This window comes from Rickettsia endosymbiont of Ixodes scapularis, assembly GCF_000160735.1.
In the GTDB taxonomy this organism is placed as follows: domain Bacteria; phylum Pseudomonadota; class Alphaproteobacteria; order Rickettsiales; family Rickettsiaceae; genus Rickettsia; species Rickettsia tamurae.
On sequence record NZ_GG688316.1, the window covers coordinates 1 to 23,932 of the forward strand.

The following is a 23,932-nucleotide window of genomic DNA, read 5'->3' on the forward strand; positions in this document are numbered from 1 at the left end:
TGAATATGGCAAATATTTATCACTTAAAGAATATATTGAAAAACGAGAAGCAAAATTTCAATTTCTTGAAATCAAAAAAATCTGGGGTTCTACGTCAGAACACCAATTAGCCGTGAGCATGAATTCTTTAGGTTGCTTGATGGAAATCTTAAATATGTGGAGCAGTATGATAGTAGTTTACTATCAGCAATATCAAATGCTAAGACTATAGAGCAAGATAAGTTAATTAGTAATATGCATAATATGGTAGTATATGCCCAAAAACATGGTATATTAAAGGATTACGAGATACTAAATCAATTTAACTCTTCTGATAGTCATAATGTTCTTAAGAATTTAAGTAAAATATGTGAGAAGCATTATATGGATTATCACAATTAGAATATTAAGCAGTTATTAGATGATGAGCATGTGATGGTAGGAGCTAAGAAATATTCATGCCCGCTTAAATACATAAAGCATGAGATGCAGAATAATATCCCAGGCTTTGTAGATGAGAAGCATATAGCATCAACCTTTGCTAAGGTAAAAGCAGAAGTTAAAGAGCTACGCAAAGAGTTAGAGCTAGAACATACAATGACTATGAGATTTTAAAGGATTTGCAAGCATGACCAGTGAATATAATAATCAGAAACGAAGGTCAGAAGACAGTGCAAATATATCTAATGAAAGACCAAGGCATGACGAGCTATTTAAAAAGGTCATGAGTGAGCCTGTAGCTGCACGTGAGTTTCTAGAGCATTATTTGCCAGTGTCATTTAAGAACAAGATTAATATAAATAGTGTTAAAATAGAGAAAGAAAGCTTTATTACTGAGGATTTAAGAAAGAGACTCAGTGATGTTATTTACTCTGTTTCTTTAAAAAAGAATAATATTAAAGATAGTACTACTGAAAGTGTTAATGATGACAAAGCTTACGTATACGTTCTGATAGAACATAAAGACATAAGGACGCAAATAAAAAGAATAAACAAGAAAGAGGTAAACTCCCTCTAATATGTCCTATAGTAGTATATGCAAATGATAAACCTTATAATGCACCTAGAAGCTTTTGGGAGTTATTTGAGGATAGTAAAACCGCTAAAGCTTTAATGTCAGATGAATACTTACTTGTTGATTTACAAAAACAAAGTGATGATGAGATAGAGAAAAAGAAACATCTTGGTATGATGGAGTATATGCTTAAACATATCAAGGCTCGTGATATCTTAAATCTTTGGCAAAGTTTACTTGAGAGATTTGAAAGTAGTATTGAAATAGATAAGGCAAATGGCTACATTTACATTAAGTGGTTATTGTGGTATAGTGATGCTAAGGTAGATGAAGATAAACAGCTAGAGCTTGCTCAGATCATAGCAAAGCATTTAAATAAAGCAGACCAAGAGGGACTTATGAGAACTATTGCTGATAAATATATTGATGAGGGCGTGCAAAAAGGAATGGTACAAGGCATGCAGATTGGTAGGAATGAGGGAAAATATGAAGTAGCTAAAAATATGTTTTCTAATAATTACTCTATTTCTGAGGTTGCTCGTATTACCGGTCTATATAGTTAAGAATAAAATTAATTAAAACAACTTACATGATTATATTTATGAAAAGCATAAAAAATTTAATTATAAATTATAATAATATCTCTCATATTCCGTGTACATTTAATGGTCAACTTTATACTGCAATTCGATCATTTGAAAGAAATAATGAACATTATTTTGTAATAGTAAATTCTAGTAGTTTAGAAGTGAAAATTGTTGCTCAACATTTATGTTCTTACCGTAAGCATGATGATGATGGTAGATACTTTTCCTTTAAAGAGGTAAAGTCTTCTAATTATTATAAAGTATTATATTTATTTAATAAAATACAAGATAGTAATGAGAATCAGGGACTTAGGAATATTGTAGGAACACAAGGATGTTTTTTATCAGATACTACTGAATAAATTAAAACTTTCACTTGGAATGAAAGTAGCAATTGTTGGATGTGGATCTGGGGAATCGATTGATCTAATATATAAGAAAATTGGTAAAGATGGGGAATTACTATGTTTGGATATAAATCAAGAACAAATATCCTTAACAAAAAGAAAATTATGTAGTCAAAATAAGTAATCTGATACCATATACGCTACTTCTATCGGATGATTCGAAAACTAGAATTTTAGGAATAGAGGTGCTATAAGTACTTAATTTGAGGTAATAATGAGATTCGATCAGGTTAAAGAGTTAGAGGATGAAAGATTTAAATAATTGGGAAGAAAAGTTTGAGATATGTATTTATGCTAAGAAATTACTGGATAAAGTAATATATTTAAATAGTGTAGTAAAAGTACCATCAGTGGACGTATTGGAAGTAAAGAAAGCAATATACTACGCCAGGAAATATCATGGTAATCAGATGCGTCAATCGGGAGAGCCATTTTATAGTCATCCAATAGAGGTGGCATATCTAATATCAGATTACTTGTTTAGAACAGATATATTAGTTACTAGTATATTGCATGATACTATAGAAGACACAGAACTAACCAAGGGAGAAGATATCACAAGAATTTGGGTGGAAAGTAGCAAATCAGGTAATGGATTTAACCAGGATTAAAGAGGACGGTATAAAGATTAGTGCTGCTGAGGCAGTAGAGATATTATATAAAGAAAAAAAACATGATGTACTGCTAATAAAGCTCTTTGATAGACTACATAATATGCAGACAATAGGGGCTAAATCTCCTGAGAAAGTTAAAAAAATCGTAGAAGAAACTATGTATTATTTTTTAGTGTTATCTAAATACTTAGAGTTATTAGATATAAAAGTTAATCTTATAAAATTATGTTCTGCTACTCTTACAATACCGAATTATTTTTTAGATCATTATCACTTATTTTCTTTGGATAATTACCAACTTCCTTTTCAAGTTTTTCAAAATGATATAGACCAAAAGTATATCCTGCAATTAAAGGAATTATTATAATCAACAATCCATACTGTCCGAAAATATGTACAAAATATGTAATTCCAAAAGATGTTATAATGTACATGAGAGCATGTGCTATCGCATATGTTACATTTGCATAAGTAAAACGTTTAAAAATGGGAAAATGTTTTAGAAAAATTGGCATAGCTGGTGTTTGTGCGGGTCCGYATATTATAGGTACTATTTGTATTAATAATAAATGTAAAGGTGATGTTATATTATCTAATAAGTAAGGACAAGGTATCATTATACATGAGAATATTAATAATTTAATTTTTAATATTATTAATGGATATATCTTATAACTAAGGTAAACCAGTATACAGTAGACCGCTAATCCTATTATTGAAACTATGAAATTTTGATGTATTACTTGTGCTGCAGTATAATGGAAAGAATTTTTTAGAATATTTCCACAATGGATATAAGAGAAATATAAAGTAACTGGTCCTCCACATAATGTTAAAAAATTTGCAATTATCGTTTTCTTACTTACATTTTGTTGTATACCAACACTCATAATCTTTTGACTATCTAATTTTGCTGCATCCAAAATATTTTGTATCCGTCGTTTTGCATTAACAAATTCCCGGTGTTTCACGAAGAGATGTTCTTGCTAAAAAACCAATAACTGCTACAATTGCACCAATCCAAAAGCGATCCGCCAATTAAAACCTTGTGAAGTTACTAAAGAAGCTATAGCTAAAGCAACAGTCCCGCCTAAAGCAGCTAAACAACCTATTAATGTAACAGCTGCATATTGTATAGGAGGTTTTGTGATTTCAGTAATATAAATTCCAGCCCCTATTCTTTCACCAATTGATGAGATACCTTGTATCATGCGGCATACTGTCATAATAACAACAGCTTTCATTCCAATTTGATCATAAGTTGGTAAATTAGCCATAATAATACAAGAAATAGCCATCATAAATGTTGTTATGATAACGGTTAATTTTCTACCTATATTATCACCTATATAGCCAAAAATTAATGCTCCAAAAGGTCTTAAGGCATAAGTGGAACAAAAAGCAGCAGCAGACAAAAATGATGCTACATTGGGATCAAATTTAGGGAAGAATAACTCATTAAGAACTACTGCCATATGTACATAAAGCATCAAATCAAAATATTCTAAGAAAGTACCTATTGAGAGTAATCCTATTGCCTCTTTTTGTTGTTTTGTCAGAGAAGAAAATGTTCCCTCATCATGTCTAATATACTCTGGCATATGTAATTTTATTTTATGAACTATTTATCTAACTGTAATAGTTGTTACTTAATTTGTCTATTTTTTTTTGCAAGAGCATTTATAGAGAGTGTCAGATAGCAATTGATTTATTCTTTTATGTTGTTCTCTGCTTTTGTCGTTCTATGTGATTTTTAACTAATTTATTTAATTCGTCACGTCTCTTTTTATAATTGTAGGAAACTATGTTGTCTAATTTTGAATCTGTATTTTTATCGATGAAGACAGACTCACTTAACTTGACGGTGCCCTATTGCTTTGTCACAACACTTAATTGCTGCTTCATGCGGCACCGTCAAGTTAAGTGAGATGTAAATTAAGAAACGCAGGGAATGATTTATAGAATAGCTGTAATAATTTCTCACTAAATCTTACCGTTATGCATATTACTCAAGCCCTGAAGAGACATCATTTTCCAGCAAGTATTATTAGCCATGCAGTATGGTTATATCATCGCTTTAATAATAGTTACCGAAATGTTCAAGAACAGATGGCTTATCGAGGTATTATTTTAAGTCATGAGACTGTAAGATTTTGGTGTAATAAATTTGCGATTTATTTTCAAGATGTTATTAGAAAGAGAGAGAGGAAACCAACTGATAAATGGCATTTAGATGAGATGAATATTAAGATTAAAGGCGAAGTATTTATATTATGGAGAGCCGTTAAGTCTGAGGGACATGAATTAGAAGTATTATTAAAGAAGCGTCGTAACAAGAAATCAGCTATTCGCTTTCTATCAAGATTATTGGGCAATTATCCAGCTTCAAGAGTAATTGTTACTGATAAGTTCAGGAGTTACATTAAACCGGTTAAGCTGATGTGTACTAAGACTGAGCATCGCACCCATAAAAGACTAAATAACGCGAGTTTCGTATTAAGATGCCTAAATTATGGTTAATGAATATGCTATAATGCTTATCCTTTCAAGGTTTGTAAGAGGTGTGACAAGTTTTACAATTTAATAGTTATAGTCAAAAAAGACAATTTACTAAAAATTTATGCAGTTTTAAGTACATTTTATAACAAAAACAATATTACTAATATCCTCGTAACCCAGTTACTATCAGCTATTCAGTTCCTCTATTAATACGAAACTCGCGTTAAATAATCGTGTTGAGAATGCTCATCAGCCAACTCGGCGAAAAGAGAAGATACTGATTAAGTTTAAACATCCTAATTCTGCACAATGTACATTATCACTGAGGGGAAAGGTTAGAAATATATTTGCCATAAATGTTAGAAGATATACTAAAACATCACCTGAGCAAAGAATTGCATTTGCATCCGCTAGATCCATTTGGGACGAAGCTACTCAAAGACTTCTTGCTGCCCGAAATCTAAAAATACAGTGGGTCTGTCAGATTTTTTGTGTAAGTACGATTTCTCCATTTGCCCAATTTTGTAAATTAGTATCACAAAGTATAGCAAATTGATTTAAAGCCATGGCCCAATTCTTAATAGGCATTGTCCATTTTTTAGAAGCATTTGTCAATGCTAAAAAGATTATTTTCTGAATCGATTTATCATCTGGAAATACCCCCTTATTTTTTATAATTTTACGAATTTGACGGTTAGTTGATTCAATAGCATTAGTAGTGTAAATCGCCTTTCTAATGTCTTCCGGAAAGCTAAAGAACGGAGCTATTCCAGACCAATTTCTCTGCCATATATCAAAAATAACTGGATATTTTTCATCCCATTTTTTAGCAAAATTTTGTAATTCTCTTAATCCCTCTGCTTCATTTATTGCAGAATAAACTGCCTTTAAATCAGCTGTTACCAATTTTAAATCTTTATATGATACGTACTCGCGTTTATTAAGTTTTGAGTACCAAATCCTAAATAATAGTTAAACTTCCTATAGGTATATTAGCTACAGCCATAGCAATGATTATGTATAAAATACGTGTTATGTATATAACGATCTTACTGAGATTGCTCGCTGTAGTAGTATTACCGTTTAATTTGTTAATGACATAACTATTAATAAAATTAGAAAATCGTTTTGAATATCTGAGACCAAGTAATAGTATTATTATAAATATACAAACATTGCTTACAGTTATCTGATTATCTGCAATAGGCAATAAGGGGTAATGCCATAATACTGCAAATTTCTGAGTAACTAATTTAAGAGTTTCTTCAGTCTGATCCATATGAGGTTAGATAGATTAGAGAGATCAATTTCACATTTAATTAGTCTAGTGGAGGATCTTCATAATAAAGGTATTAACTTTAAATCTTTGTGTGATGGTGCAATAGATACTACTACAGCATCAAGAGAGTTGGTATTTAATATATTCTCCTCTCTTACTCAATTTGAGAGGAGATTAATACAGGAACGTACTAGAGCTGGTCTTAGTGCTGCACGTAGTCGTGGTCGTATCGGCGGTAGACCTAAAATCGCAACAAATAATCCTAAGGTTATTATGGCTAAGCGTATGCATCTAGATAAGTCTCTAGCAATAGAAGAAATATGTAATTCGTTAATGATCTCTAGAGCTACATTCTTTAGATATCTAAGCTTAGTTAAGCCATAATATGCAACAGCATACTATTAAGATATTTTGATTTTCTTAGCCTTACTTTGTTCTTTTTTAGGTATTTTTATAGACAATATACCATCCTTAAAGTTTGCTTCTACATGTTCTTCATCTACATTAGATGGTAAACTAATAGAGCGGGAGAAAGAACCATAATATCGTTCATGCATATGATAATTATGATCTTTTTTCTCAGTAGATTGTTCCTTTTTGCCCTCAATAGTTAAAATATTACTATCTATTTTGAGATCAATATTATCTTGCGTAACACCTGGTAATTCAAGTTCTAGATAATATTCAGATTCATTTTCAGTAATATCAGTTCGAGGCGATAACATTCTGTCATTGTAAGAGACAGGGTACGAAAAAGAAGCTATTTCATTAAAGAAGTTATTAAAGATATCATCAACATAGCTTAGTTTATTTGTGCGATGTTGTAACTCTGATTTATTTCTAATACGTGATAAATTAAAAGCCATAAGTACCTCCATAAGTTAAATAAATATTGAATAGTAGTAGTTAGGCAATATTATTGAATATTGCCTATTGAATTGGTATTTCTCTCGCCTTTGCCTCTTTTATAGCTATGCGTGGTAGAGTAATAGTAAGTATACCATTCTTTAAGTTTGAAGAAATATTATTTTGATCTATATCTTCATACAAAGATATAACATAATTGAAATTTCTATTCGTATAACCATCTGAAGCATCAGATTTATTTCCCTTTTCTATATTTCTTGTAACAAATAATTTATTACTGCTAACTTTAACTGTGATTTGATTTTTATCATACCCCGGTACTTCTAATACTAAGATATATTGTTTATCTTTAGTAATAAATTTAGTTTTTAAAGAACTTGAGCTATAGGTAGATAGTCTATCATCAAATATATTATTCCAGTAGTAATCCAAAGCAGAAAAAGGACGTAGGTCCATGTCGTAGGTAAACTGTTTGTGCCTTATTATTAGGTTTACTCACACTATCAGCTGCAATAGCCTGATGAGTCAATAAGATGATATTTTGCTTTTGCCTTGATTATTACATCTTTAGCACCATCTCTGTCTTGTATACCTGCTGAATGTACTTCACATGATAATACTAAACCAAGTGTATCTGTAACTATATGGCGTTTCCTACCCTTAATCTTCTTGCCTGCATCATATCCTCTAGCTCCCATTTTTGGGTAGTCTTAACAGACTGACTATCTATAATCTCTACAGTAGAAGTGGATTTCTTACTTTCTTTCTCCCTTACTTTTTGGACTAATCTATCATATATTTCTTGCCATCTACCATTCTTACGCCAACGTAAATAATAGTCATATACTGTTTGCCAGGGGGAAAATCTTTAGGTAATAATCGCCACTGACAACCACTCCTCATTACATAACGAATGCCATTAATTATATCTCTTATATTATGTTTACGCGGCCGTCCTATCTTGCAAGGACTAACAAATGGGGCTAAATGTATCCATTCTTCTTCCACTATATCACTAGGATACATATTCCTACTTTATTATTTTTTGACAATATAAATTATTTTTTATATCTTTTCAAGACAGGCTCTGAGAGATGAAAGTTTGTCTATAGCGACTAGAAGTTGCAAATCAAGCTAAAGCTTATTCCAGTCTTATATTAGTAGTCATTGCTGGTTCATGAGCATCAGTTATTAATATATTCATTAATCATGTCATCAGTAACATTACCACTAGTCGAACTAAAGTATCCTCTTGCCCATAAATGTCTAACCCAATACTTTTTTCTTAATATTGGAAATTCTTCTTGAATCTTTTTTGACGATCTCCCTTTGGCTTTTTGCACAAATTCACTCACTTTAATATGAGGTGGTATATTGGCAAATATATGTATATGATCGCTTGATATTACTCCATTTTCTATTTTAATATGAGCTCTTCTGCAACTACTGCAATAATTTCTCTCACTCGCTTTTTGATGTCATAGGTTAACACCTTGTATCGACATTTTGTAATCCATACTATATGATAGCGATGATAGTAAACTGTGTGTGATTTGTTGCTGTATTGAGTCATGGTGCTTATGATGCTAACGCATCATGGGTAAGCACTCTCACTAATGGAATATTATAAGATTCAAAAAATGGTATAACTCTATCATCCAGATGGTCTGCAGCAGTTATAGCTGTTTTTTCAGTATAAAGCTTACAAATAGCAACTCTTGAGTAGGTGTCTACAAAGGTCTGCTTGCCTCCTTCTTGTTTAGTCTTTTTATTTGCGTCTTTATTTCTTTCACATAATAAAAGCATATACTGCCAAAGTCTGAAAGCAATCCAGTAATCGCTACTAGACTGATGCTCTATCAGAACGTATACGTACGCTTTGTCATTATTAACACTTGCAATTGTAAACCATAAGAAATAACGAAGTCAAAAAATTTAATTATCTTTAATAGCTTAAAATATGTGATGTAGTGAATAGAACTATTTTTAGATATAAAAAATAAGTTACTATAGGAGTTTATAGCTAAGATAAATATCTAGATTGATGTGATACAAAAAACACAAATTTATTAAACATACAAAATCATTTTTGAGTCATATACTCAATTGTCAAACTATAAGATTTTAAAAATAGTATTAATAATTTGGGAAAATTCTTTTGTTCTTGATAATTTTAAGTTTTGTTTTTTTTCATAAGCCCAATTTATCATAATAATATTCTATAAAATTGAATCCTAGACTACTTGATAATCTATAAACTATATGACCATATTGATTTTTGAGCCAAATGAACTACAACTATTTAAACTACTATATGTAGATATGTCCTTTAGATAATACTTGTATGTGTCATGACCTGCATGTTTGCGTAATGTCTCATAGTTAATATTTAATTGAATAGTCCGCTCGCCCATTAATACAGAATTACTGGTGAGTGTGGTATTTTCTTTGATTGCACTAGCCATAGTTGATATTCTACCAGCTATTTCCTCTAATTTCTCTTCGTACTTTACTGACTGCTCTTTCACCTCGGCAATTTGTGCTTCTACCTTCGTTTTTTTCTCTTCTGACCTACTAAAATTCTTCTCACGTGCTAAAGCTCTAATTTCTACTTTGTTTTCTGTGCTTAATTTACTCTTATCTTTCTTTGCAAGAATTAATTGCTTAAATTCTTCTGCATCAGCAGCATCAACGACGCTATGATAGCTATCACAAATCACTCCAGCGTAATCTCTTAAAACCTCTTTTTCTAATTTTAATTCCTCAAAAGTTTCTTTGAGATTTGCGTAGTCACTTTCTTTTAAACAAATAGCAATGATTTGGCTTTGATACCTGCTATCAAGCTCCTTGAAGTTAATTTTAAGCTTGTCTGCACTATAGATGATCCCTTTAATGTCCCCCTTCGGGGATAAGAAATCCCTCGCCTTCAGGCGAAGGGAAGATATAATGAAATTGCTTTAGCAATGAATTTATATCAAGAAACATGAGAAGTTATAGAAAGAATAGTCATAGTCAGTATGATTTAAAAGTACATCTTATATGGATACCAAAATATAGGAAGAGAGTATTGATAGGCAAAGTAGCGGAAAGGGCTAGAGATTTACTAAGGCAGATTTGTATGGAACATGAAGTATATATAATTTCAGGGAAAATATCATGTGATCACGTGCATATGTTTATCTCATATAAATCACAAATATCTCTTAGCAAGTTAGTACAGTATTTAAAAGGTAGTAGCTCAAGAATTTTATTGCAAGAATTTGCTCATTTAAGAAAACAATTTTGGGGCAATCATTTGTGGGCTAGGGGCTATATGGCGGTCAGTTCAGGTAATATAACTGATGAAATGATACAGCACTATATTGATGAACAGGAAGGTGAACCTGTGAATGATGATCGATTTCTAATCGATTCCACTTTATAACCCCTCAGCTTATAGCTGAGGGTTCTTTAGTTCTGCATTAAACATAGCATAAGTTTAATGGTGTAACTTCGTATAAAAACATTTTGTTGCTATATTATTATATTATTTGTATACTAGTAATAAATATTACTAGTAATATTATTTATATGATATCTAAAATTTTTGCAGTAAGTAATCATAAAGGTGGTGTTGGTAAAACTACATCCACTATTAATCTGGGTGCGGCTTTAGCTTACAAACAAAAGAAAGTGCTTTTAATAGACTTAGATCCACAAGCAAATTTAACAATAAGTTTGGGTATAACAGATGTAAAAATTAGTATATATGAGAATTTACGAGGTAAAAACAACTTTGAGCCTATAAAGTATAGAAATAATTTAAGTGTTTTACCTTCGTCACTTGATCTATCAGCTGCAGAAATTGAACTGAGTGCAGAACCTGGTAGAGAGTATATACTCAAAGATATTATTAAGAAGATGCAAATGGATTTTGATTATATTTTTATAGATTGCCCTCCATCTCTAGGATTATTAACAATAAATGCATTAACAGCTGCTCAATATGTTATCATTCCTATGCAGGCAGAGTATCTGCCGCTACGAGGCTTAGCTAAATTAACCGAAGTGATAGAGAAAATCCAAAAAAGATTGAATGATCAGTTACAAATTGGCGGTGTATTTTTTACTCAGTATGATTCTAGAAAAATTTTAAATAAGGATATTGCAGATAGTGTGAGTGCATTCTTTTTAGAAAAACTATTTGAAACAAAAATTTCTAATAATATAGCTTTAGCGGAAGCTCCTAGCCAAGGCAAAGATATATTCTCATATAATAAAAATTGTAAGGGAGCTACTGATTATAATACATTATGCGATGAAATGATAAAAAGAGGATTGTTTTAAATGACGAAAAAAAATTTTAAAACTGGTTTTGACGGTTTACTCACCAATAGTTCTACTAACAAAATAAAATGTGATGCCCAAGAAACATTAAGGGCTACTTTTGTAGTGAATGCTGAGCAGTTAGAAAAATTAAAGGCAATATCATATTGGCAACGAAAAAAAATTAAGGATACCGTTGAAGATGCATTTAATTTTTATATAAGTGATTATGAAAAAAAGAACGGATTAATTAAATTAAGAGAATAATATCATCATTTTGATATATAAAAAAATATTTAGTATTCTAATACAATATTTTGTTTGACAAACAAAAAAATATTCATGTATATTAGAACTTAAGGTATTTACTTAAAAAAGTATTCAACATGAATATAGATGCGTCTAGTAACAAAGATAGAGAAGAGCAAATAGTAACTTTACGAATTCGAAAAAATATAGTTGAGCTCGTAGATAAAGAAAGATCTAAATTTTCTTCTCCAAGAAGTTCCTGGATTACTCAGGCAGTGGTAGAAAAATTAGAACGATTAGGATATGAAATAGAATAAGTTAGGGTTAAGTCCTAGAACTCTAATGGTCCCAAGACTTAACGGCTTATAAAAGCTTTCGCACGGCTTTGTAAGTTTATAGTACACCTTTTTATATAAAAAGTCAAGGGTTTTAGGTACTTAGCTCCATAAAAGGAGCATAAAATGCAATTATTTTATCCACTTGGGTTACCAAGTGATAATATTGGTATACGTAAACACCATGATGCCACAAAGAATCCATCACAATCATACATCCCAATAACTGGGTGTGTCTTATCTCATATATTATCAAGCAAAGAATTATCCTCTCTTGAGAAGATGTATTATATCTTAACTGATTCTCTTTCTTGTATTAACTCATCTAAAGGACGTAATAGATCTGTATCACTACCCGCTAAAGGCTGGGCTGAAAGACTTGCTTGTTCTAAATCTGAAGTCTTTGTATTGCAAAAATCCCTAGAAGATAAAGGGTATTTTATTATTCATAGAGATAAGAACGATAAAGGACAAAATAATCGTAATATTATTACTACAACTATTCCTACTCAGGTTTTTAATGATCTTAAATATGAACCTGATAGGTTTAATTTAAGGTTTGATGATGATATAGATGATCAAGTTATTAATAACTCTCAGTCATATAGTCTAGATTCTATAGATAAAACATTCATACCTACATTAGAAGGTAAAAGACAACATCTTGACAAAACTAAGATGTTTATTAGAGTCCCTTATCAGTTCTTAAAACAATTAAATTCTAATTGTAGTATTTCTGCAACATCTAAGATCGTATTATTATATCTTTTTACGAAGATTTATAAATCTTCTGCTAATAAATACGATCATGACGGTTCTGGTAATTATGGTAGTTCTGTAATTCATAATCCATACTCTATTGTTATATCATATCAAGAACTACAGGTAGAGCTTAAGTTACATAGAAATAGTCTTACTAAGGCATTAATGAATCTAGAAGAAGCTAATCTTATCAACAGAGATCAGATAGTTATTAAAAATGATGATGATTATAACAACAGAGCTGATAAGTCACTATGGAGAATATCACTACTTAGTGTTTTCGTAACCAATGATAATAAATGCAAAAAACAACAATATATAGATCATAATCAAGCATGTGATACAGGAGTAAATCAAGCTCTGGAATCCTTGAAAGATAAGGGATGCACCAAATATGACCCTCCTTGCACTGATTCTGGTCAATTATATATTAAAGACTTTATATTAAATAATAGTATTAATAGAAATATAGATTATATAGATGTAAATCATCTGAATTTTAAAAATTTATCTGTAAATAATTCACAAGATATACTTAGAGAGTTACCAAAAACAGAAAATACAGAAATAAATCACAAAGAAGAGTTTTTGGAAGACAAGCAAGACTTGTCTTCATCTGAATTTTATAATAATTCTCCTTTTTCAAATGATTCTTTTAAGAAAACTCTTCTGAAGAAAAATAAAAATCTTGAAGATGTAGTTATTAAATCAGCAAAGCAAGAGATATTAGGGAGAGAAATACAGCAACAAGAACGAAAAGAAGTGTGGCAAGAACTAAGACATTTCTACCCCTTATCAGAAAGGGACATAAGCCTACTAAACTCTAGAGCTAATAGAGAATTCAGTAATAACTTCGTAAATCAGTTACTGCTTAAACTTTACATCAAATATCCAGAGAAGAGATTTAAAAATAAATTTACATTCTCAAGCTACATGGTGCAGATCCTTAAGAATGAGAAGCATCAAGGGCCTTTGGTCAATCACACAAACTTCAGATTCAGCTGTAACATAGGACAAGAAGAGAAGAATCTTCTTGAATATGAGAAATATTTAAGTGCAATAGAAAACTCCTTTGATACGAGCAAAGAAATGTGCGTCAAGAAGAAGATAGCTGGGCGATTTAACAGCGATGTAGCATATAAGATACTAACTGGGGTAGAATTTAGGACAAACCAAGGTGATAGCTTCATAACTGCGTTAATCCCAAGCCACCTCGATTTAAGTGATAGGCAAATAGAGATATTAAGCGAGCAATTAGAAGCAGTATATGGCATAAATGGGTATTATGTACAGGAGGTAGAGGATGTGGAAGATTTTGAAAAGGAACAAGAAAGACGGGGAAAAGAGAAAGAAATGGAAATACTATATCCTAAAATCACAAAATCCACTATTGTCTCTAATAGCACACCTGTTGGTATTTTAGAGAGAAGTGGAGGCTTAGATGCAATTGAAGAAAATACAGCATGGCACCAAATCAGATCAGGATTAATTGAGGAGTTAGGTTATGAAATAGATAGGGCTTGGTTTTCTAAAGCAAGAGTTAAAGAGGATAAAGAGATGAAAACATTAACCATCTCTATGCCCACTAAGTTCATGGCTGATTGGCTCAAAAATCAATATGGTCATATAGTTTATAGATTATCAAGTAGTCTAGGATTCAATTTTATAGAATATTATTATGATAAATTGGGCTTATGAAAAAAAACAAAACTTAAAATTATCAAGAACAAAAGAATTTTCCCAAATTATTAATACTATTTTTAAAATCTTATAGTTTGACAATTGAGTATATGACTCAAAAATGATTTTGTATGTTTAATAAATTTGTGTTTTTTGTATCACATCAATCTAGATATTTATCTTAGCTATAAACTCCTATAGTAACTTATTTTTTATATCTAAAAATAGTTCTATTCACTACATCACATATTTTAAGCTATTAAAGATAATTAAATTTTTTGACTTCGTTATTTCTTATGGTTTACAATTGCAAGTGTTAATAATGACAAAGCGTACGTATACGTTCTGATAGAGCATCAGTCTAGTAGCGATTACTGGATTGCTTTCAGACTTTGGCAGTATATGCTTTTATTATGTGAAAGAAATAAAGACGCAAATAAAAAGACTAAACAAGAAGGAGGCAAGCAGACCTTTGTAGACACCTACTCAAGAGTTGCTATTTGTAAGCTTTATACTGAAAAAACAGCTATAACTGCTGCAGACCATCTGGATGATAGAGTTATACCATTTTTTGAATCTTATAATATTCCATTAGTGAGAGTGCTTACCCATGATGCGTTAGCATCATAAGCACCATGACTCAATACAGCAACAAATCACACACAGTTTACTATCATCGCTATCATATAGTATGGATTACAAAATGTCGATACAAGGTGTTAACCTATGACATCAAAAAGCGAGTGAGAGAAATTATTGCAGTAGTTGCAGAAGAGCTCATATTAAAATAGAAAATGGAGTAATATCAAGCGATCATATACATATATTTGCCAATATACCACCTCATATTAAAGTGAGTGAATTTGTGCAAAAAGCCAAAGGGAGATCGTCAAAAAAGATTCAAGAAGAATTTCCAATATTAAGAAAAAAGTATTGGGTTAGACATTTATGGGCAAGAGGATACTTTAGTTCGACTAGTGGTAATGTTACTGATGACATGATTAATGAATATATTAATAACTGATGCTCATGAACCAGCAATGACTACTAATATAAGACTGGAATAAGCTTTAGCTTGATTTGCAACTTCTAGTCGCTATAGACAAACTTTCATCTCTCAGAGCCTGTCTTGAAAAGATATAAAAAATAATTTATATTGTCAAAAAATAATAAAGTAGGAATATGTATCCTAGTGATATAGTGGAAGAAGAATGGATACATTTAGCCCCATTTGTTAGTCCTTGCAAGATAGGACGGCCGCGTAAACATAATATAAGAGATATAATTAATGGCATTCGTTATGTAATGAGGAGTGGTTGTCAGTGGCGATTATTACCTAAAGATTTTCCCCCTGGCAAACAGTATATGACTATTATTTACGTTGGCGTAAGAATGGTAGATGGCAAGAAATATATGATAGATTAGTCCAAAAAGTAAGGGAGAAAGAAAGTAAGAAATCCACTTCTACTGTAGAGATTATAGATAGTCAGTCTGTTAAGACTACCCAAAAATGGGAGCTAGAGGATATGATGCAGGCAAGAAGATTAAGGGTAGGAAACGCCATATAGTTACAGATACACTTGGTTTAGTATTATCATGTGAAGTACATTCAGCAGGTATACAAGACAGAGATGGTGCTAAAGATGTAATAATCAAGGCAAAAGCAAAATATCATCTTATTGACTCATCAGGCTATTGCAGCTGATAGTGTGAGTAAACCTAATAATAAGGCACAAACAGTTTACCTACGACATGGACCTACGTCCTTTTTCTGCTTTGGATTACTACTGGAATAATATATTTGATGATAGACTATCTACCTATAGCTCAAGTTCTTTAAAAACTAAATTTATTACTAAAGATAAACAATATATCTTAGTATTAGAAGTACCGGGGTATGATAAAAATCAAATCACAGTTAAAGTTAGCAGTAATAAATTATTTGTTACAAGAAATATAGAAAAGGGAAATAAATCTGATGCTTCAGATGGTTATACGAATAGAAATTTCAATTATGTTATATCTTTGTATGAAGATATAGATCAAAATAATATTTCTTCAAACTTAAAGAATGGTATACTTACTATTACTCTACCACGCATAGCTATAAAAGAGGCAAAGGCGAGAGAAATACCAATTCAATAGGCAATATTCAATAATATTGCCTAACTACTACTATTCAATATTTATTTAACTTATGGAGGTACTTATGGCTTTTAATTTATCACGTATTAGAAATAAATCAGAGTTACAACATCGCACAAATAAACTAAGCTATGTTGATGATATCTTTAATAACTTCTTTAATGAAATAGCTTCTTTTTCGTACCCTGTCTCTTACAATGACAGAATGTTATCGCCTCGAACTGATATTACTGAAAATGAATCTGAATATTATCTAGAACTTGAATTACCAGGTGTTACGCAAGATAATATTGATCTCAAAATAGATAGTAATATTTTAACTATTGAGGGCAAAAAGGAACAATCTACTGAGAAAAAAGATCATAATTATCATATGCATGAACGATATTATGGTTCTTTCTCCCGCTCTATTAGTTTACCATCTAATGTAGATGAAGAACATGTAGAAGCAAACTTTAAGGATGGTATATTGTCTATAAAAATACCTAAAAAAGAACAAAGTAAGGCTAAGAAAATCAAAATATCTTAATAGTATGCTGTTGCATATTATGGCTTAACTAAGCTTAGATATCTAAAGAATGTAGCTCTAGAGATCATTAACGAATTACATATTTCTTCTATTGCTAGAGACTTATCTAGATGCATACGCTTAGCCATAATAACCTTAGGATTATTTGTTGCGATTTTAGGTCTACCGCCGATACGACCACGACTACGTGCAGCACTAAGACCAGCTCTAGTACGTTCCTGTATTAATCTCCTCTCAAATTGAGTAAGAGAGGAGAATATATTAAATACCAACTCTCTTGATGCTGTAGTAGTATCTATTGCACCATCACACAAAGATTTAAAGTTAATACCTTTATTATGAAGATCCTCCACTAGACTAATTAAATGTGAAATTGATCTCTCTAATCTATCTAACCTCATATGGATCAGACTGAAGAAACTCTTAAATTAGTTACTCAGAAATTTGCAGTATTATGGCATTACCCCTTATTGCCTATTGCAGATAATCAGATAACTGTAAGCAATGTTTGTATATTTATAATAATACTATTACTTGGTCTCAGATATTCAAAACGATTTTCTAATTTTATTAATAGTTATGTCATTAACAAATTAAACGGTAATACTACTACAGCGAGCAATCTCAGTAAGATCGTTATATACATAACACGTATTTTATACATAATCATTGCTATGGCTGTAGCTAATATACCTATAGGAAGTTTAACTATTATTTAGGATTTGGTACTCAAAACTTAATAAACGCGAGTACGTATCATATAAAGATTTAAAATTGGTAACAGCTGATTTAAAGGCAGTTTATTCTGCAATAAATGAAGCAGAGGGATTAAGAGAATTACAAAATTTTGCTAAAAAATGGGATGAAAAATATCCAGTTATTTTTGATATATGGCAGAGAAATTGGTCTGGAATAGCTCCGTTCTTTAGCTTTCCGGAAGACATTAGAAAGGCGATTTACACTACTAATGCTATTGAATCAACTAACCGTCAAATTCGTAAAATTATAAAAAATAAGGGGGTATTTCCAGATGATAAATCGATTCAGAAAATAATCTTTTTAGCATTGACAAATGCTTCTAAAAAATGGACAATGCCTATTAAGAATTGGGCCATGGCTTTAAATCAATTTGCTATACTTTGTGATACTAATTTACAAAATTGGGCAAATGGAGAAATCGTACTTACACAAAAAATCTGACAGACCCACTGTATTTTTAGATTTCGGGCAGCAAGAAGTCTTTGAGTAGCTTCGTCCCAAATGGATCTAGCGGATGCAAATGCAATTCTTTGCTCAGGTGATGTTTTAGTATATCTTCTAACATTTATGGCAAATATATTTCTAACCTTTCCCCTCAGTGATAATGTACATTGTGCAGAATTAGGATGTTTAAACTTAATCAGTATCTTCTCTTTTCGCCGAGTTGGCTGATGAGCATTCTCAACACGATTATTTAACGCGAGTTTCGTATTAATAGAGGAACTGAATAGCTGATAGTAACTGGGTTACGAGGATATTAGTAATATTGTTTTTGTTATAAAATGTACTTAAAACTGCATAAATTTTTAGTAAATTGTCTTTTTTGACTATAACTATTAAATTGTAAAACTTGTCACACCTCTTACAAACCTTGAAAGGATAAGCATTATAGCATATTCATTAACCATAATTTAGGCATCTTAATACGAAACTCGCGTTATTTAGTCTTTTATGGGTGCGATGCTCAGTCTTAGTACACATCAGCTTAACCGGTTTAATGTAACTCCTGAACTTATCAGTAACAATTACTCTTGAAGCTGGATAATTGCCCAATAATCTTGATAGAAAGCGAATAGCTGATTTCTTGTTACGACGCTTCTTTAATAATACTTCTAATTCATGTCCCTCAGACTTAACGGCTCTCCATAATATAAATACTTCGCCTTTAATCTTAATATTCATCTCATCTAAATGCCATTTATCAGTTGGTTTCCTCTCTCTCTTTCTAATAACATCTTGAAAATAAATCGCAAATTTATTACACCAAAATCTTACAGTCTCATGACTTAAAATAATACCTCGATAAGCCATCTGTTCTTGAACATTTCGGTAACTATTATTAAAGCGATGATATAACCATACTGCATGGCTAATAATACTTGCTGGAAAACGATGTCTCTTCAGGGCTTGAGTAATATGCATAACGGTAAGATTTAGTGAGAAATTATTACAGCTATTCTATAAATCATTCCCTGCGTTTCTTAATTTACATCTCACTTAACTTGACGGTGCCGCATGAAGCAGCAATTAAGTGTTGTGACAAAGCAATAGGGCACCGTCAAGTTAAGTGAGTCTGTCTTCATCGATAAAAATACAGATTCAAAATTAGACAACATAGTTTCCTACAATTATAAAAAGAGACGTGACGAATTAAATAAATTAGTTAAAAATCACATAGAACGACAAAAGCAGAGAACAACATAAAAGAATAAATCAATTGCTATCTGACACTCTCTATAAATGCTCTTGCAAAAAAAAATAGACAAATTAAGTAACAACTATTACAGTTAGATAAATAGTTCATAAAATAAAATTACATATGCCAGAGTATATTAGACATGATGAGGGAACATTTTCTTCTCTGACAAAACAACAAAAAGAGGCAATAGGATTACTCTCAATAGGTACTTTCTTAGAATATTTTGATTTGATGCTTTATGTACATATGGCAGTAGTTCTTAATGAGTTATTCTTCCCTAAATTTGATCCCAATGTAGCATCATTTTTGTCTGCTGCTGCTTTTTGTTCCACTTATGCCTTAAGACCTTTTGGAGCATTAATTTTTGGCTATATAGGTGATAATATAGGTAGAAAATTAACCGTTATCATAACAACATTTATGATGGCTATTTCTTGTATTATTATGGCTAATTTACCAACTTTATGATCAAATTGGAATGAAAGCTGTTGTTATTATGACAGTATGCCCGCATGATACAAGGTATCTCATCAATTGGTGAAAGAATAGGGGCTGGAATTTATATTACTGAAATCACAAAACCTCCTATACAATATGCAGCTGTTACATTAATAGGTTGTTTAGCTGCTTTAGGCGGGACTGTTGCTTTAGCTATAGCTTCTTTAGTAACTTCACAAGGTTTTAATTGGCGGATCGCTTTTTGGATTGGTGCAATTGTAGCAGTTATTGGTTTTTTAGCAAGAACATCTCTTCGTGAAACACCGGAATTTGTTAATGCAAAACGACGGATACAAAATATTTTGGATGCAGCAAAATTAGATAGTCAAAAGATTATGAGTGTTGGTATACAACAAAATGTAAGTAAGAAAACGATAATTGCAAATTTTTTAACATTATGTGGAGGACCAGTTACTTTATATTTCTCTTATATCCATTGTGGAAATATTCTAAAAAATTCTTTCCATTATACTGCAGCACAAGTAATACATCAAAATTTCATAGTTTCAATAATAGGATTAGCGGTCTACTGTATACTGGTTTACCTTAGTTATAAGATATATCCATTAATAATATTAAAAATTAAATTATTAATATTCTCATGTATAATGATACCTTGTCCTTACTTATTAGATAATATAACATCACCTTTACATTTATTATTAATACAAATAGTACCTATAATATRCGGACCCGCACAAACACCAGCTATGCCAATTTTTCTAAAACATTTTCCCATTTTTAAACGTTTTACTTATGCAAATGTAACATATGCGATAGCACATGCTCTCATGTACATTATAACATCTTTTGGAATTACATATTTTGTACATATTTTCGGACAGTATGGATTGTTGATTATAATAATTCCTTTAATTGCAGGATATACTTTTGGTCTATATCATTTTGAAAAACTTGAAAAGGAAGTTGGTAATTATCCAAAGAAAATAAGTGATAATGATCTAAAAAATAATTCGGTATTGTAAGAGTAGCAGAACATAATTTTATAAGATTAACTTTTATATCTAATAACTCTAAGTATTTAGATAACACTAAAAAATAATACATAGTTTCTTCTACGATTTTTTTAACTTTCTCAGGAGATTTAGCCCCTATTGTCTGCATATTATGTAGTCTATCAAAGAGCTTTATTAGCAGTACATCATGTTTTTTTTCTTTATATAATATCTCTACTGCCTCAGCAGCACTAATCTTTATACCGTCCTCTTTAATCCTGGTTAAATCCATTACCTGATTTGCTACTTTCCACCCAAATTCTTGTGATATCTTCTCCTTGGTTAGTTCTGTGTCTTCTATAGTATCATGCAATATACTAGTAACTAATATATCTGTTCTAAACAAGTAATCTGATATTAGATATGCCACCTCTATTGGATGACTATAAAATGGCTCTCCCGATTGACGCATCTGATTACCATGATATTTCCTGGCGTAGTATATTGCTTTCTTTACTTCCAATACGTCCACTGATGGTACTTTTACTACACTATTTAAATATATTACTTTATCCAGTAATTTCTTAGCATAAATACATATCTCAAACTTTTCTTCCCAATTATTTAAATCTTTCATCCTCTAACTCTTTAACCTGATCGAATCTCATTATTACCTCAAATTAAGTACTTATAGCACCTCTATTCCTAAAATTCTAGTTTTCGAATCATCCGATAGAAGTAGCGTATATGGTATCAGATTACTTATTTTGACTACATAATTTTCTTTTTGTTAAGGATATTTGTTCTTGATTTATATCCAAACATAGTAATTCCCCATCTTTACCAATTTTCTTATATATTAGATCAATCGATTCCCCAGATCCACATCCAACAATTGCTACTTTCATTCCAAGTGAAAGTTTTAATTTATTCAGTAGTATCTGATAAAAAACATCCTTGTGTTCCTACAATATTCCTAAGTCCCTGATTCTCATTACTATCTTGTATTTTATTAAATAAATATAATACTTTATAATAATTAGAAGACTTTACCTCTTTAAAGGAAAAGTATCTACCATCATCATCATGCTTACGGTAAGAACATAAATGTTGAGCAACAATTTTCACTTCTAAACTACTAGAATTTACTATTACAAAATAATGTTCATTATTTCTTTCAAATGATCGAATTGCAGTATAAAGTTGACCATTAAATGTACACGGAATATGAGAGATATTATTATAATTTATAATTAAATTTTTTATGCTTTTCATAAATATAATCATGTAAGTTGTTTTAATTAATTTTATTCTTAACTATATAGACCGGTAATACGAGCAACCTCAGAAATAGAGTAATTATTAGAAAACATATTTTTAGCTACTTCATATTTTCCCTCATTCCTACCAATCTGCATGCCTTGTACCATTCCTTTTTGCACGCCCTCATCAATATATTTATCAGCAATAGTTCTCATAAGTCCCTCTTGGTCTGCTTTATTTAAATGCTTTGCTATGATCTGAGCAAGCTCTAGCTGTTTATCTTCATCTACCTTAGCATCACTATACCACAATAACCACTTAATGTAAATGTAGCCATTTGCCTTATCTATTTCAATACTACTTTCAAATCTCTCAAGTAAACTTTGCCAAAGATTTAAGATATCACGAGCCTTGATATGTTTAAGCATATACTCCATCATACCAAGATGTTTCTTTTTCTCTATCTCATCATCACTTTGTTTTTGTAAATCAACAAGTAAGTATTCATCTGACATTAAAGCTTTAGCGGTTTTACTATCCTCAAATAACTCCCAAAAGCTTCTAGGTGCATTATAAGGTTTATCATTTGCATATACTACTATAGGACATATTAGAGGGAGTTTACCTCTTTCTTGTTTATTCTTTTTATTTGCGTCCTTATGTCTTTATGTTCTATCAGAACGTATACGTAAGCTTTGTCATCATTAACACTTTCAGTAGTACTATCTTTAATATTATTCTTTTTTAAAGAAACAGAGTAAATAACATCACTGAGTCTCTTTCTTAAATCCTCAGTAATAAAGCTTTCTTTCTCTATTTTAACACTATTTATATTAATCTTGTTCTTAAATGACACTGGCAAATAATGCTCTAGAAACTCACGTGCAGCTACAGGCTCACTCATGACCTTTTTAAATAGCTCGTCATGCCTTGGTCTTTCATTAGATATATTTGCACTGTCTTCTGACCTTCGTTTCTGATTATTATATTCACTGGTCATGCTTGCAAATCCTTTAAAATCTCATAGTCATTGTATGTTCTAGCTCTAACTCTTTGCGTAGCTCTTTAACTTCTGCTTTTACCTTAGCAAAGGTTGATGCTATATGCTTCTCATCTACAAAGCCTGGGATATTATTCTGCATCTCATGCTTTATGTATTTAAGCGGGCATGAATATTTCTTAGCTCCTACCATCACATGCTCATCATCTAATAACTGCTTAATATTCTAATTGTGATAATCCATATAATGCTTCTCACATATTTTACTTAAATTCTTAAGAACATTATGACTATCAGAAGAGTTAAATTGATTTAGTATCTCGTAATCCTTTAATATACCATGTTTTTGGGCATATACTACCATATTATGCATATTACTAATTAACTTATCTTGCTCTATAGTCTTAGCATTTGATATTGCTGATAGTAAACTACTATCATACTGCTCCACATATTTAAGATTTCCATCAAGCAACCTAAAGAATTCATGCTCACGGCTAATTGG

Annotated in this window: 30 protein-coding genes and 8 pseudogenes; 22 read left to right on the forward strand and 16 right to left on the reverse strand. The window is 31.0% G+C overall.

Translation table 11 applies throughout. The annotated features are described in order from the left end of the window. From REIS_RS15195 to REIS_RS13725, 6 genes and pseudogenes are all read left to right on the forward strand, one after another. A partial coding sequence (locus tag REIS_RS15195; protein ID WP_206740599.1) for a hypothetical protein occupies positions 1-211 on the forward strand: 211 nt, incomplete at its 5' end. Next, complete coding sequence (locus REIS_RS16260) at positions 157-381, forward strand: hypothetical protein (RefSeq protein WP_241760987.1); 225 nt, start codon at positions 157-159, stop codon at positions 379-381. The genes REIS_RS15195 and REIS_RS16260, both read left to right, overlap by 55 nt. Before the next feature lie 30 nt (positions 382-411). After that, positions 412-594, forward strand: a complete 183-nt coding sequence (locus REIS_RS16265; protein ID WP_241760988.1) for a hypothetical protein — start codon at positions 412-414, stop codon at positions 592-594. Between the two features lie 13 nt (positions 595-607). Next, a pseudogene (locus REIS_RS10315) lies at positions 608-1,557 on the forward strand (Rpn family recombination-promoting nuclease/putative transposase). Positions 1,558-1,595: 38 nt separating this feature from the next. Continuing rightward, positions 1,596-1,943, forward strand: a complete 348-nt coding sequence (locus REIS_RS10320) for a hypothetical protein (protein WP_037213975.1) — start codon at positions 1,596-1,598, stop codon at positions 1,941-1,943. A 290-nt stretch (positions 1,944-2,233) separates the two neighbouring features. Next, positions 2,234-2,969 (forward strand): annotated as a pseudogene (locus REIS_RS13725) (HD domain-containing protein). A gap of 637 nt (positions 2,970-3,606) precedes the next feature. Here the strand turns inward: REIS_RS13725 and REIS_RS17645 are convergent. Further along, positions 3,607-4,203 carry an MFS transporter gene (locus tag REIS_RS17645; protein ID WP_371256191.1) on the reverse strand — a complete coding sequence of 199 codons (597 nt, stop codon included), beginning with the start codon at positions 4,201-4,203 and terminating at the stop codon, positions 3,607-3,609. Positions 4,204-4,600: 397 nt separating this feature from the next. On the opposite strand from REIS_RS17645, the gene REIS_RS10335 reads away from it, so the two are divergent. Continuing rightward, positions 4,601-5,122, forward strand: coding sequence for an IS6 family transposase (locus REIS_RS10335; RefSeq protein ID WP_040614930.1), 522 nt, complete (start codon positions 4,601-4,603; stop codon positions 5,120-5,122). Between the two features lie 459 nt (positions 5,123-5,581). Here the strand turns inward: REIS_RS10335 and REIS_RS10340 are convergent, their stop codons facing one another. Beyond that, positions 5,582-6,061, reverse strand: coding sequence for a transposase (locus REIS_RS10340; RefSeq protein WP_083787840.1), 480 nt, complete (start codon positions 6,059-6,061; stop codon positions 5,582-5,584). A gap of 319 nt (positions 6,062-6,380) precedes the next feature. On the opposite strand from REIS_RS10340, the gene REIS_RS10350 reads away from it, so the two are divergent. Then, positions 6,381-6,764: a recombinase family protein gene (locus tag REIS_RS10350; protein WP_050755417.1), complete on the forward strand. Its 384-nt coding sequence runs from the start codon at positions 6,381-6,383 to the stop codon at positions 6,762-6,764. Positions 6,765-6,781: 17 nt separating this feature from the next. Here the strand turns inward: REIS_RS10350 and REIS_RS10355 are convergent, their stop codons facing one another. The 7 genes and pseudogenes from REIS_RS10355 to REIS_RS10380 all read right to left on the reverse strand — a co-directional run bounded on the left by REIS_RS10355 (position 6,782) and on the right by REIS_RS10380 (position 9,967). Next, positions 6,782-7,246 (reverse strand): Hsp20/alpha crystallin family protein, encoded by a 465-nt coding sequence (locus REIS_RS10355; RefSeq protein WP_040614946.1) that lies wholly within the window; start codon positions 7,244-7,246, stop codon positions 6,782-6,784. A gap of 64 nt (positions 7,247-7,310) precedes the next feature. Continuing rightward, a complete protein-coding gene (locus REIS_RS10360; RefSeq protein ID WP_371256194.1) occupies positions 7,311-7,733 on the reverse strand; it encodes an Hsp20/alpha crystallin family protein in 423 nt (140 codons plus the stop codon). 17 nt (positions 7,734-7,750) lie between these two features. After that, positions 7,751-7,945, reverse strand: a complete 195-nt coding sequence (locus REIS_RS11600) for a transposase (protein WP_050755418.1) — start codon at positions 7,943-7,945, stop codon at positions 7,751-7,753. Between the two features lie 85 nt (positions 7,946-8,030). Beyond that, on the reverse strand, positions 8,031-8,273 hold the full coding sequence (locus REIS_RS17650) for a transposase (RefSeq protein ID WP_083787843.1): 243 nt from the start codon (positions 8,271-8,273) through the stop codon (positions 8,031-8,033). Positions 8,274-8,431: 158 nt separating this feature from the next. Continuing rightward, positions 8,432-8,820 (reverse strand): annotated as a pseudogene (gene tnpA, locus REIS_RS10370) (IS200/IS605 family transposase). A gap of 26 nt (positions 8,821-8,846) precedes the next feature. Beyond that, positions 8,847-9,152, reverse strand: a pseudogene (locus REIS_RS16270) (Rpn family recombination-promoting nuclease/putative transposase); the annotation flags it as partial. Positions 9,153-9,505: 353 nt separating this feature from the next. Next, on the reverse strand, positions 9,506-9,967 hold the full coding sequence (locus REIS_RS10380) for a hypothetical protein (protein WP_241760989.1): 462 nt from the start codon (positions 9,965-9,967) through the stop codon (positions 9,506-9,508). Between the two features lie 263 nt (positions 9,968-10,230). Here REIS_RS10380 and tnpA (REIS_RS10385) point away from each other — a divergent pair, with 263 nt between their 5' ends. From tnpA (REIS_RS10385) to REIS_RS10430, 11 genes and pseudogenes are all read left to right on the forward strand, one after another. After that, positions 10,231-10,671, forward strand: coding sequence for an IS200/IS605 family transposase (gene tnpA / locus REIS_RS10385; protein WP_008579210.1), 441 nt, complete (start codon positions 10,231-10,233; stop codon positions 10,669-10,671). Between the two features lie 149 nt (positions 10,672-10,820). Continuing rightward, positions 10,821-11,573, forward strand: coding sequence for a ParA family protein (locus REIS_RS10390; protein ID WP_040614948.1), 753 nt, complete (start codon positions 10,821-10,823; stop codon positions 11,571-11,573). Next, the gene (locus REIS_RS10395; protein WP_040614933.1) at positions 11,574-11,819 is read left to right on the forward strand and encodes a hypothetical protein; all 246 of its coding nucleotides are present in this window, start codon (positions 11,574-11,576) and stop codon (positions 11,817-11,819) included. Between the two features lie 119 nt (positions 11,820-11,938). After that, positions 11,939-12,118, forward strand: a complete 180-nt coding sequence (locus REIS_RS10400) for a hypothetical protein (protein ID WP_040614935.1) — start codon at positions 11,939-11,941, stop codon at positions 12,116-12,118. Between the two features lie 144 nt (positions 12,119-12,262). Next, on the forward strand, positions 12,263-14,596 hold the full coding sequence (locus REIS_RS10405; protein ID WP_040614936.1) for a DnaA N-terminal domain-containing protein: 2,334 nt from the start codon (positions 12,263-12,265) through the stop codon (positions 14,594-14,596). Positions 14,597-14,881: 285 nt separating this feature from the next. Further along, positions 14,882-15,187: pseudogene (locus REIS_RS16275) on the forward strand (Rpn family recombination-promoting nuclease/putative transposase); the annotation flags it as partial. 26 nt (positions 15,188-15,213) lie between these two features. Further along, positions 15,214-15,602 (forward strand): annotated as a pseudogene (tnpA, locus tag REIS_RS10415) (IS200/IS605 family transposase). Positions 15,603-15,760: 158 nt separating this feature from the next. Beyond that, positions 15,761-16,003, forward strand: coding sequence for a transposase (locus REIS_RS17655; protein WP_083787843.1), 243 nt, complete (start codon positions 15,761-15,763; stop codon positions 16,001-16,003). A gap of 85 nt (positions 16,004-16,088) precedes the next feature. Beyond that, complete coding sequence (locus REIS_RS11615; protein WP_050755418.1) at positions 16,089-16,283, forward strand: transposase; 195 nt, start codon at positions 16,089-16,091, stop codon at positions 16,281-16,283. A gap of 17 nt (positions 16,284-16,300) precedes the next feature. Next, the gene (locus REIS_RS10425) at positions 16,301-16,723 is read left to right on the forward strand and encodes an Hsp20/alpha crystallin family protein (protein WP_371256194.1); all 423 of its coding nucleotides are present in this window, start codon (positions 16,301-16,303) and stop codon (positions 16,721-16,723) included. 64 nt (positions 16,724-16,787) lie between these two features. Then, positions 16,788-17,252 (forward strand): Hsp20/alpha crystallin family protein, encoded by a 465-nt coding sequence (locus tag REIS_RS10430; protein WP_040614946.1) that lies wholly within the window; start codon positions 16,788-16,790, stop codon positions 17,250-17,252. Positions 17,253-17,269: 17 nt separating this feature from the next. Here the strand turns inward: REIS_RS10430 and REIS_RS10435 are convergent, their stop codons facing one another. After that, complete coding sequence (locus tag REIS_RS10435) at positions 17,270-17,653, reverse strand: recombinase family protein (RefSeq protein WP_050755417.1); 384 nt, start codon at positions 17,651-17,653, stop codon at positions 17,270-17,272. 319 nt (positions 17,654-17,972) lie between these two features. On the opposite strand from REIS_RS10435, the gene REIS_RS10445 reads away from it, so the two are divergent. Continuing rightward, the gene (locus tag REIS_RS10445; protein ID WP_083787840.1) at positions 17,973-18,452 is read left to right on the forward strand and encodes a transposase; all 480 of its coding nucleotides are present in this window, start codon (positions 17,973-17,975) and stop codon (positions 18,450-18,452) included. Positions 18,453-18,911: 459 nt separating this feature from the next. Here REIS_RS10445 and REIS_RS10450 read toward each other — a convergent pair whose 3' ends face one another. Next, on the reverse strand, positions 18,912-19,433 hold the full coding sequence (locus REIS_RS10450) for an IS6 family transposase (protein WP_008579641.1): 522 nt from the start codon (positions 19,431-19,433) through the stop codon (positions 18,912-18,914). A 397-nt stretch (positions 19,434-19,830) separates the two neighbouring features. On the opposite strand from REIS_RS10450, the gene REIS_RS17660 reads away from it, so the two are divergent. Both REIS_RS17660 and REIS_RS17665 read left to right on the forward strand, forming a co-directional pair. Beyond that, entirely contained in the window at positions 19,831-20,178 is a 348-nt protein-coding gene (locus tag REIS_RS17660) for an MFS transporter (RefSeq protein WP_371256192.1), read from the forward strand. A gap of 44 nt (positions 20,179-20,222) precedes the next feature. After that, a pseudogene (locus REIS_RS17665) lies at positions 20,223-20,885 on the forward strand (MFS transporter); the annotation flags it as partial. A 181-nt stretch (positions 20,886-21,066) separates the two neighbouring features. Here the strand turns inward: REIS_RS17665 and REIS_RS13750 are convergent. From REIS_RS13750 to REIS_RS16285, 5 genes and pseudogenes are all read right to left on the reverse strand, one after another. After that, positions 21,067-21,801, reverse strand: coding sequence for an HD domain-containing protein (locus REIS_RS13750; RefSeq protein ID WP_008579643.1), 735 nt, complete (start codon positions 21,799-21,801; stop codon positions 21,067-21,069). Positions 21,802-22,091: 290 nt separating this feature from the next. Further along, complete coding sequence (locus REIS_RS10460; RefSeq protein ID WP_037213975.1) at positions 22,092-22,439, reverse strand: hypothetical protein; 348 nt, start codon at positions 22,437-22,439, stop codon at positions 22,092-22,094. A gap of 38 nt (positions 22,440-22,477) precedes the next feature. Continuing rightward, positions 22,478-23,427, reverse strand: a pseudogene (locus tag REIS_RS10465) (Rpn family recombination-promoting nuclease/putative transposase). A gap of 13 nt (positions 23,428-23,440) precedes the next feature. Beyond that, positions 23,441-23,623 carry a hypothetical protein gene (locus tag REIS_RS16280; protein ID WP_241760988.1) on the reverse strand — a complete coding sequence of 61 codons (183 nt, stop codon included), beginning with the start codon at positions 23,621-23,623 and terminating at the stop codon, positions 23,441-23,443. Positions 23,624-23,653: 30 nt separating this feature from the next. Beyond that, complete coding sequence (locus REIS_RS16285) at positions 23,654-23,878, reverse strand: hypothetical protein (RefSeq protein ID WP_241760987.1); 225 nt, start codon at positions 23,876-23,878, stop codon at positions 23,654-23,656. Positions 23,879-23,932 lie beyond the last annotated feature (54 nt).

Excerpts from the sequence above, each read along its gene's own strand:
- REIS_RS17645 (WP_371256191.1), bottom strand. The coding sequence starts at position 4,203 with ATGCCAGAGTATATTAGACATGATGAGGGAACATTTTCTTCTCTGACA.
- REIS_RS10355 (WP_040614946.1), bottom strand. The coding sequence starts at position 7,246 with ATGGCTTTTAATTTATCACGTATTAGAAATAAATCAGAGTTACAACAT.
- REIS_RS10350 (WP_050755417.1), top strand. The coding sequence starts at position 6,381 with ATGAGGTTAGATAGATTAGAGAGATCAATTTCACATTTAATTAGTCTA.
- REIS_RS10395 (WP_040614933.1), top strand. The coding sequence starts at position 11,574 with ATGACGAAAAAAAATTTTAAAACTGGTTTTGACGGTTTACTCACCAAT.
- REIS_RS11615 (WP_050755418.1), top strand. The coding sequence starts at position 16,089 with ATGGGAGCTAGAGGATATGATGCAGGCAAGAAGATTAAGGGTAGGAAA.
- REIS_RS17650 (WP_083787843.1), bottom strand. The coding sequence starts at position 8,273 with ATGTATCCTAGTGATATAGTGGAAGAAGAATGGATACATTTAGCCCCA.
- REIS_RS10405 (WP_040614936.1), top strand. The coding sequence starts at position 12,263 with ATGCAATTATTTTATCCACTTGGGTTACCAAGTGATAATATTGGTATA.
- REIS_RS10450 (WP_008579641.1), bottom strand. The coding sequence starts at position 19,433 with ATGCATATTACTCAAGCCCTGAAGAGACATCGTTTTCCAGCAAGTATT.
- REIS_RS11600 (WP_050755418.1), bottom strand. The coding sequence starts at position 7,945 with ATGGGAGCTAGAGGATATGATGCAGGCAAGAAGATTAAGGGTAGGAAA.
- REIS_RS10335 (WP_040614930.1), top strand. The coding sequence starts at position 4,601 with ATGCATATTACTCAAGCCCTGAAGAGACATCATTTTCCAGCAAGTATT.
- REIS_RS10400 (WP_040614935.1), top strand. The coding sequence starts at position 11,939 with ATGAATATAGATGCGTCTAGTAACAAAGATAGAGAAGAGCAAATAGTA.
- REIS_RS17660 (WP_371256192.1), top strand. The coding sequence starts at position 19,831 with ATGCCAGAGTATATTAGACATGATGAGGGAACATTTTCTTCTCTGACA.
- REIS_RS17655 (WP_083787843.1), top strand. The coding sequence starts at position 15,761 with ATGTATCCTAGTGATATAGTGGAAGAAGAATGGATACATTTAGCCCCA.
- REIS_RS13750 (WP_008579643.1), bottom strand. The coding sequence starts at position 21,801 with ATGAAAGATTTAAATAATTGGGAAGAAAAGTTTGAGATATGTATTTAT.
- REIS_RS10320 (WP_037213975.1), top strand. The coding sequence starts at position 1,596 with ATGAAAAGCATAAAAAATTTAATTATAAATTATAATAATATCTCTCAT.
- REIS_RS10460 (WP_037213975.1), bottom strand. The coding sequence starts at position 22,439 with ATGAAAAGCATAAAAAATTTAATTATAAATTATAATAATATCTCTCAT.
- REIS_RS10430 (WP_040614946.1), top strand. The coding sequence starts at position 16,788 with ATGGCTTTTAATTTATCACGTATTAGAAATAAATCAGAGTTACAACAT.
- REIS_RS10435 (WP_050755417.1), bottom strand. The coding sequence starts at position 17,653 with ATGAGGTTAGATAGATTAGAGAGATCAATTTCACATTTAATTAGTCTA.
- tnpA (WP_008579210.1), top strand. The coding sequence starts at position 10,231 with ATGAGAAGTTATAGAAAGAATAGTCATAGTCAGTATGATTTAAAAGTA.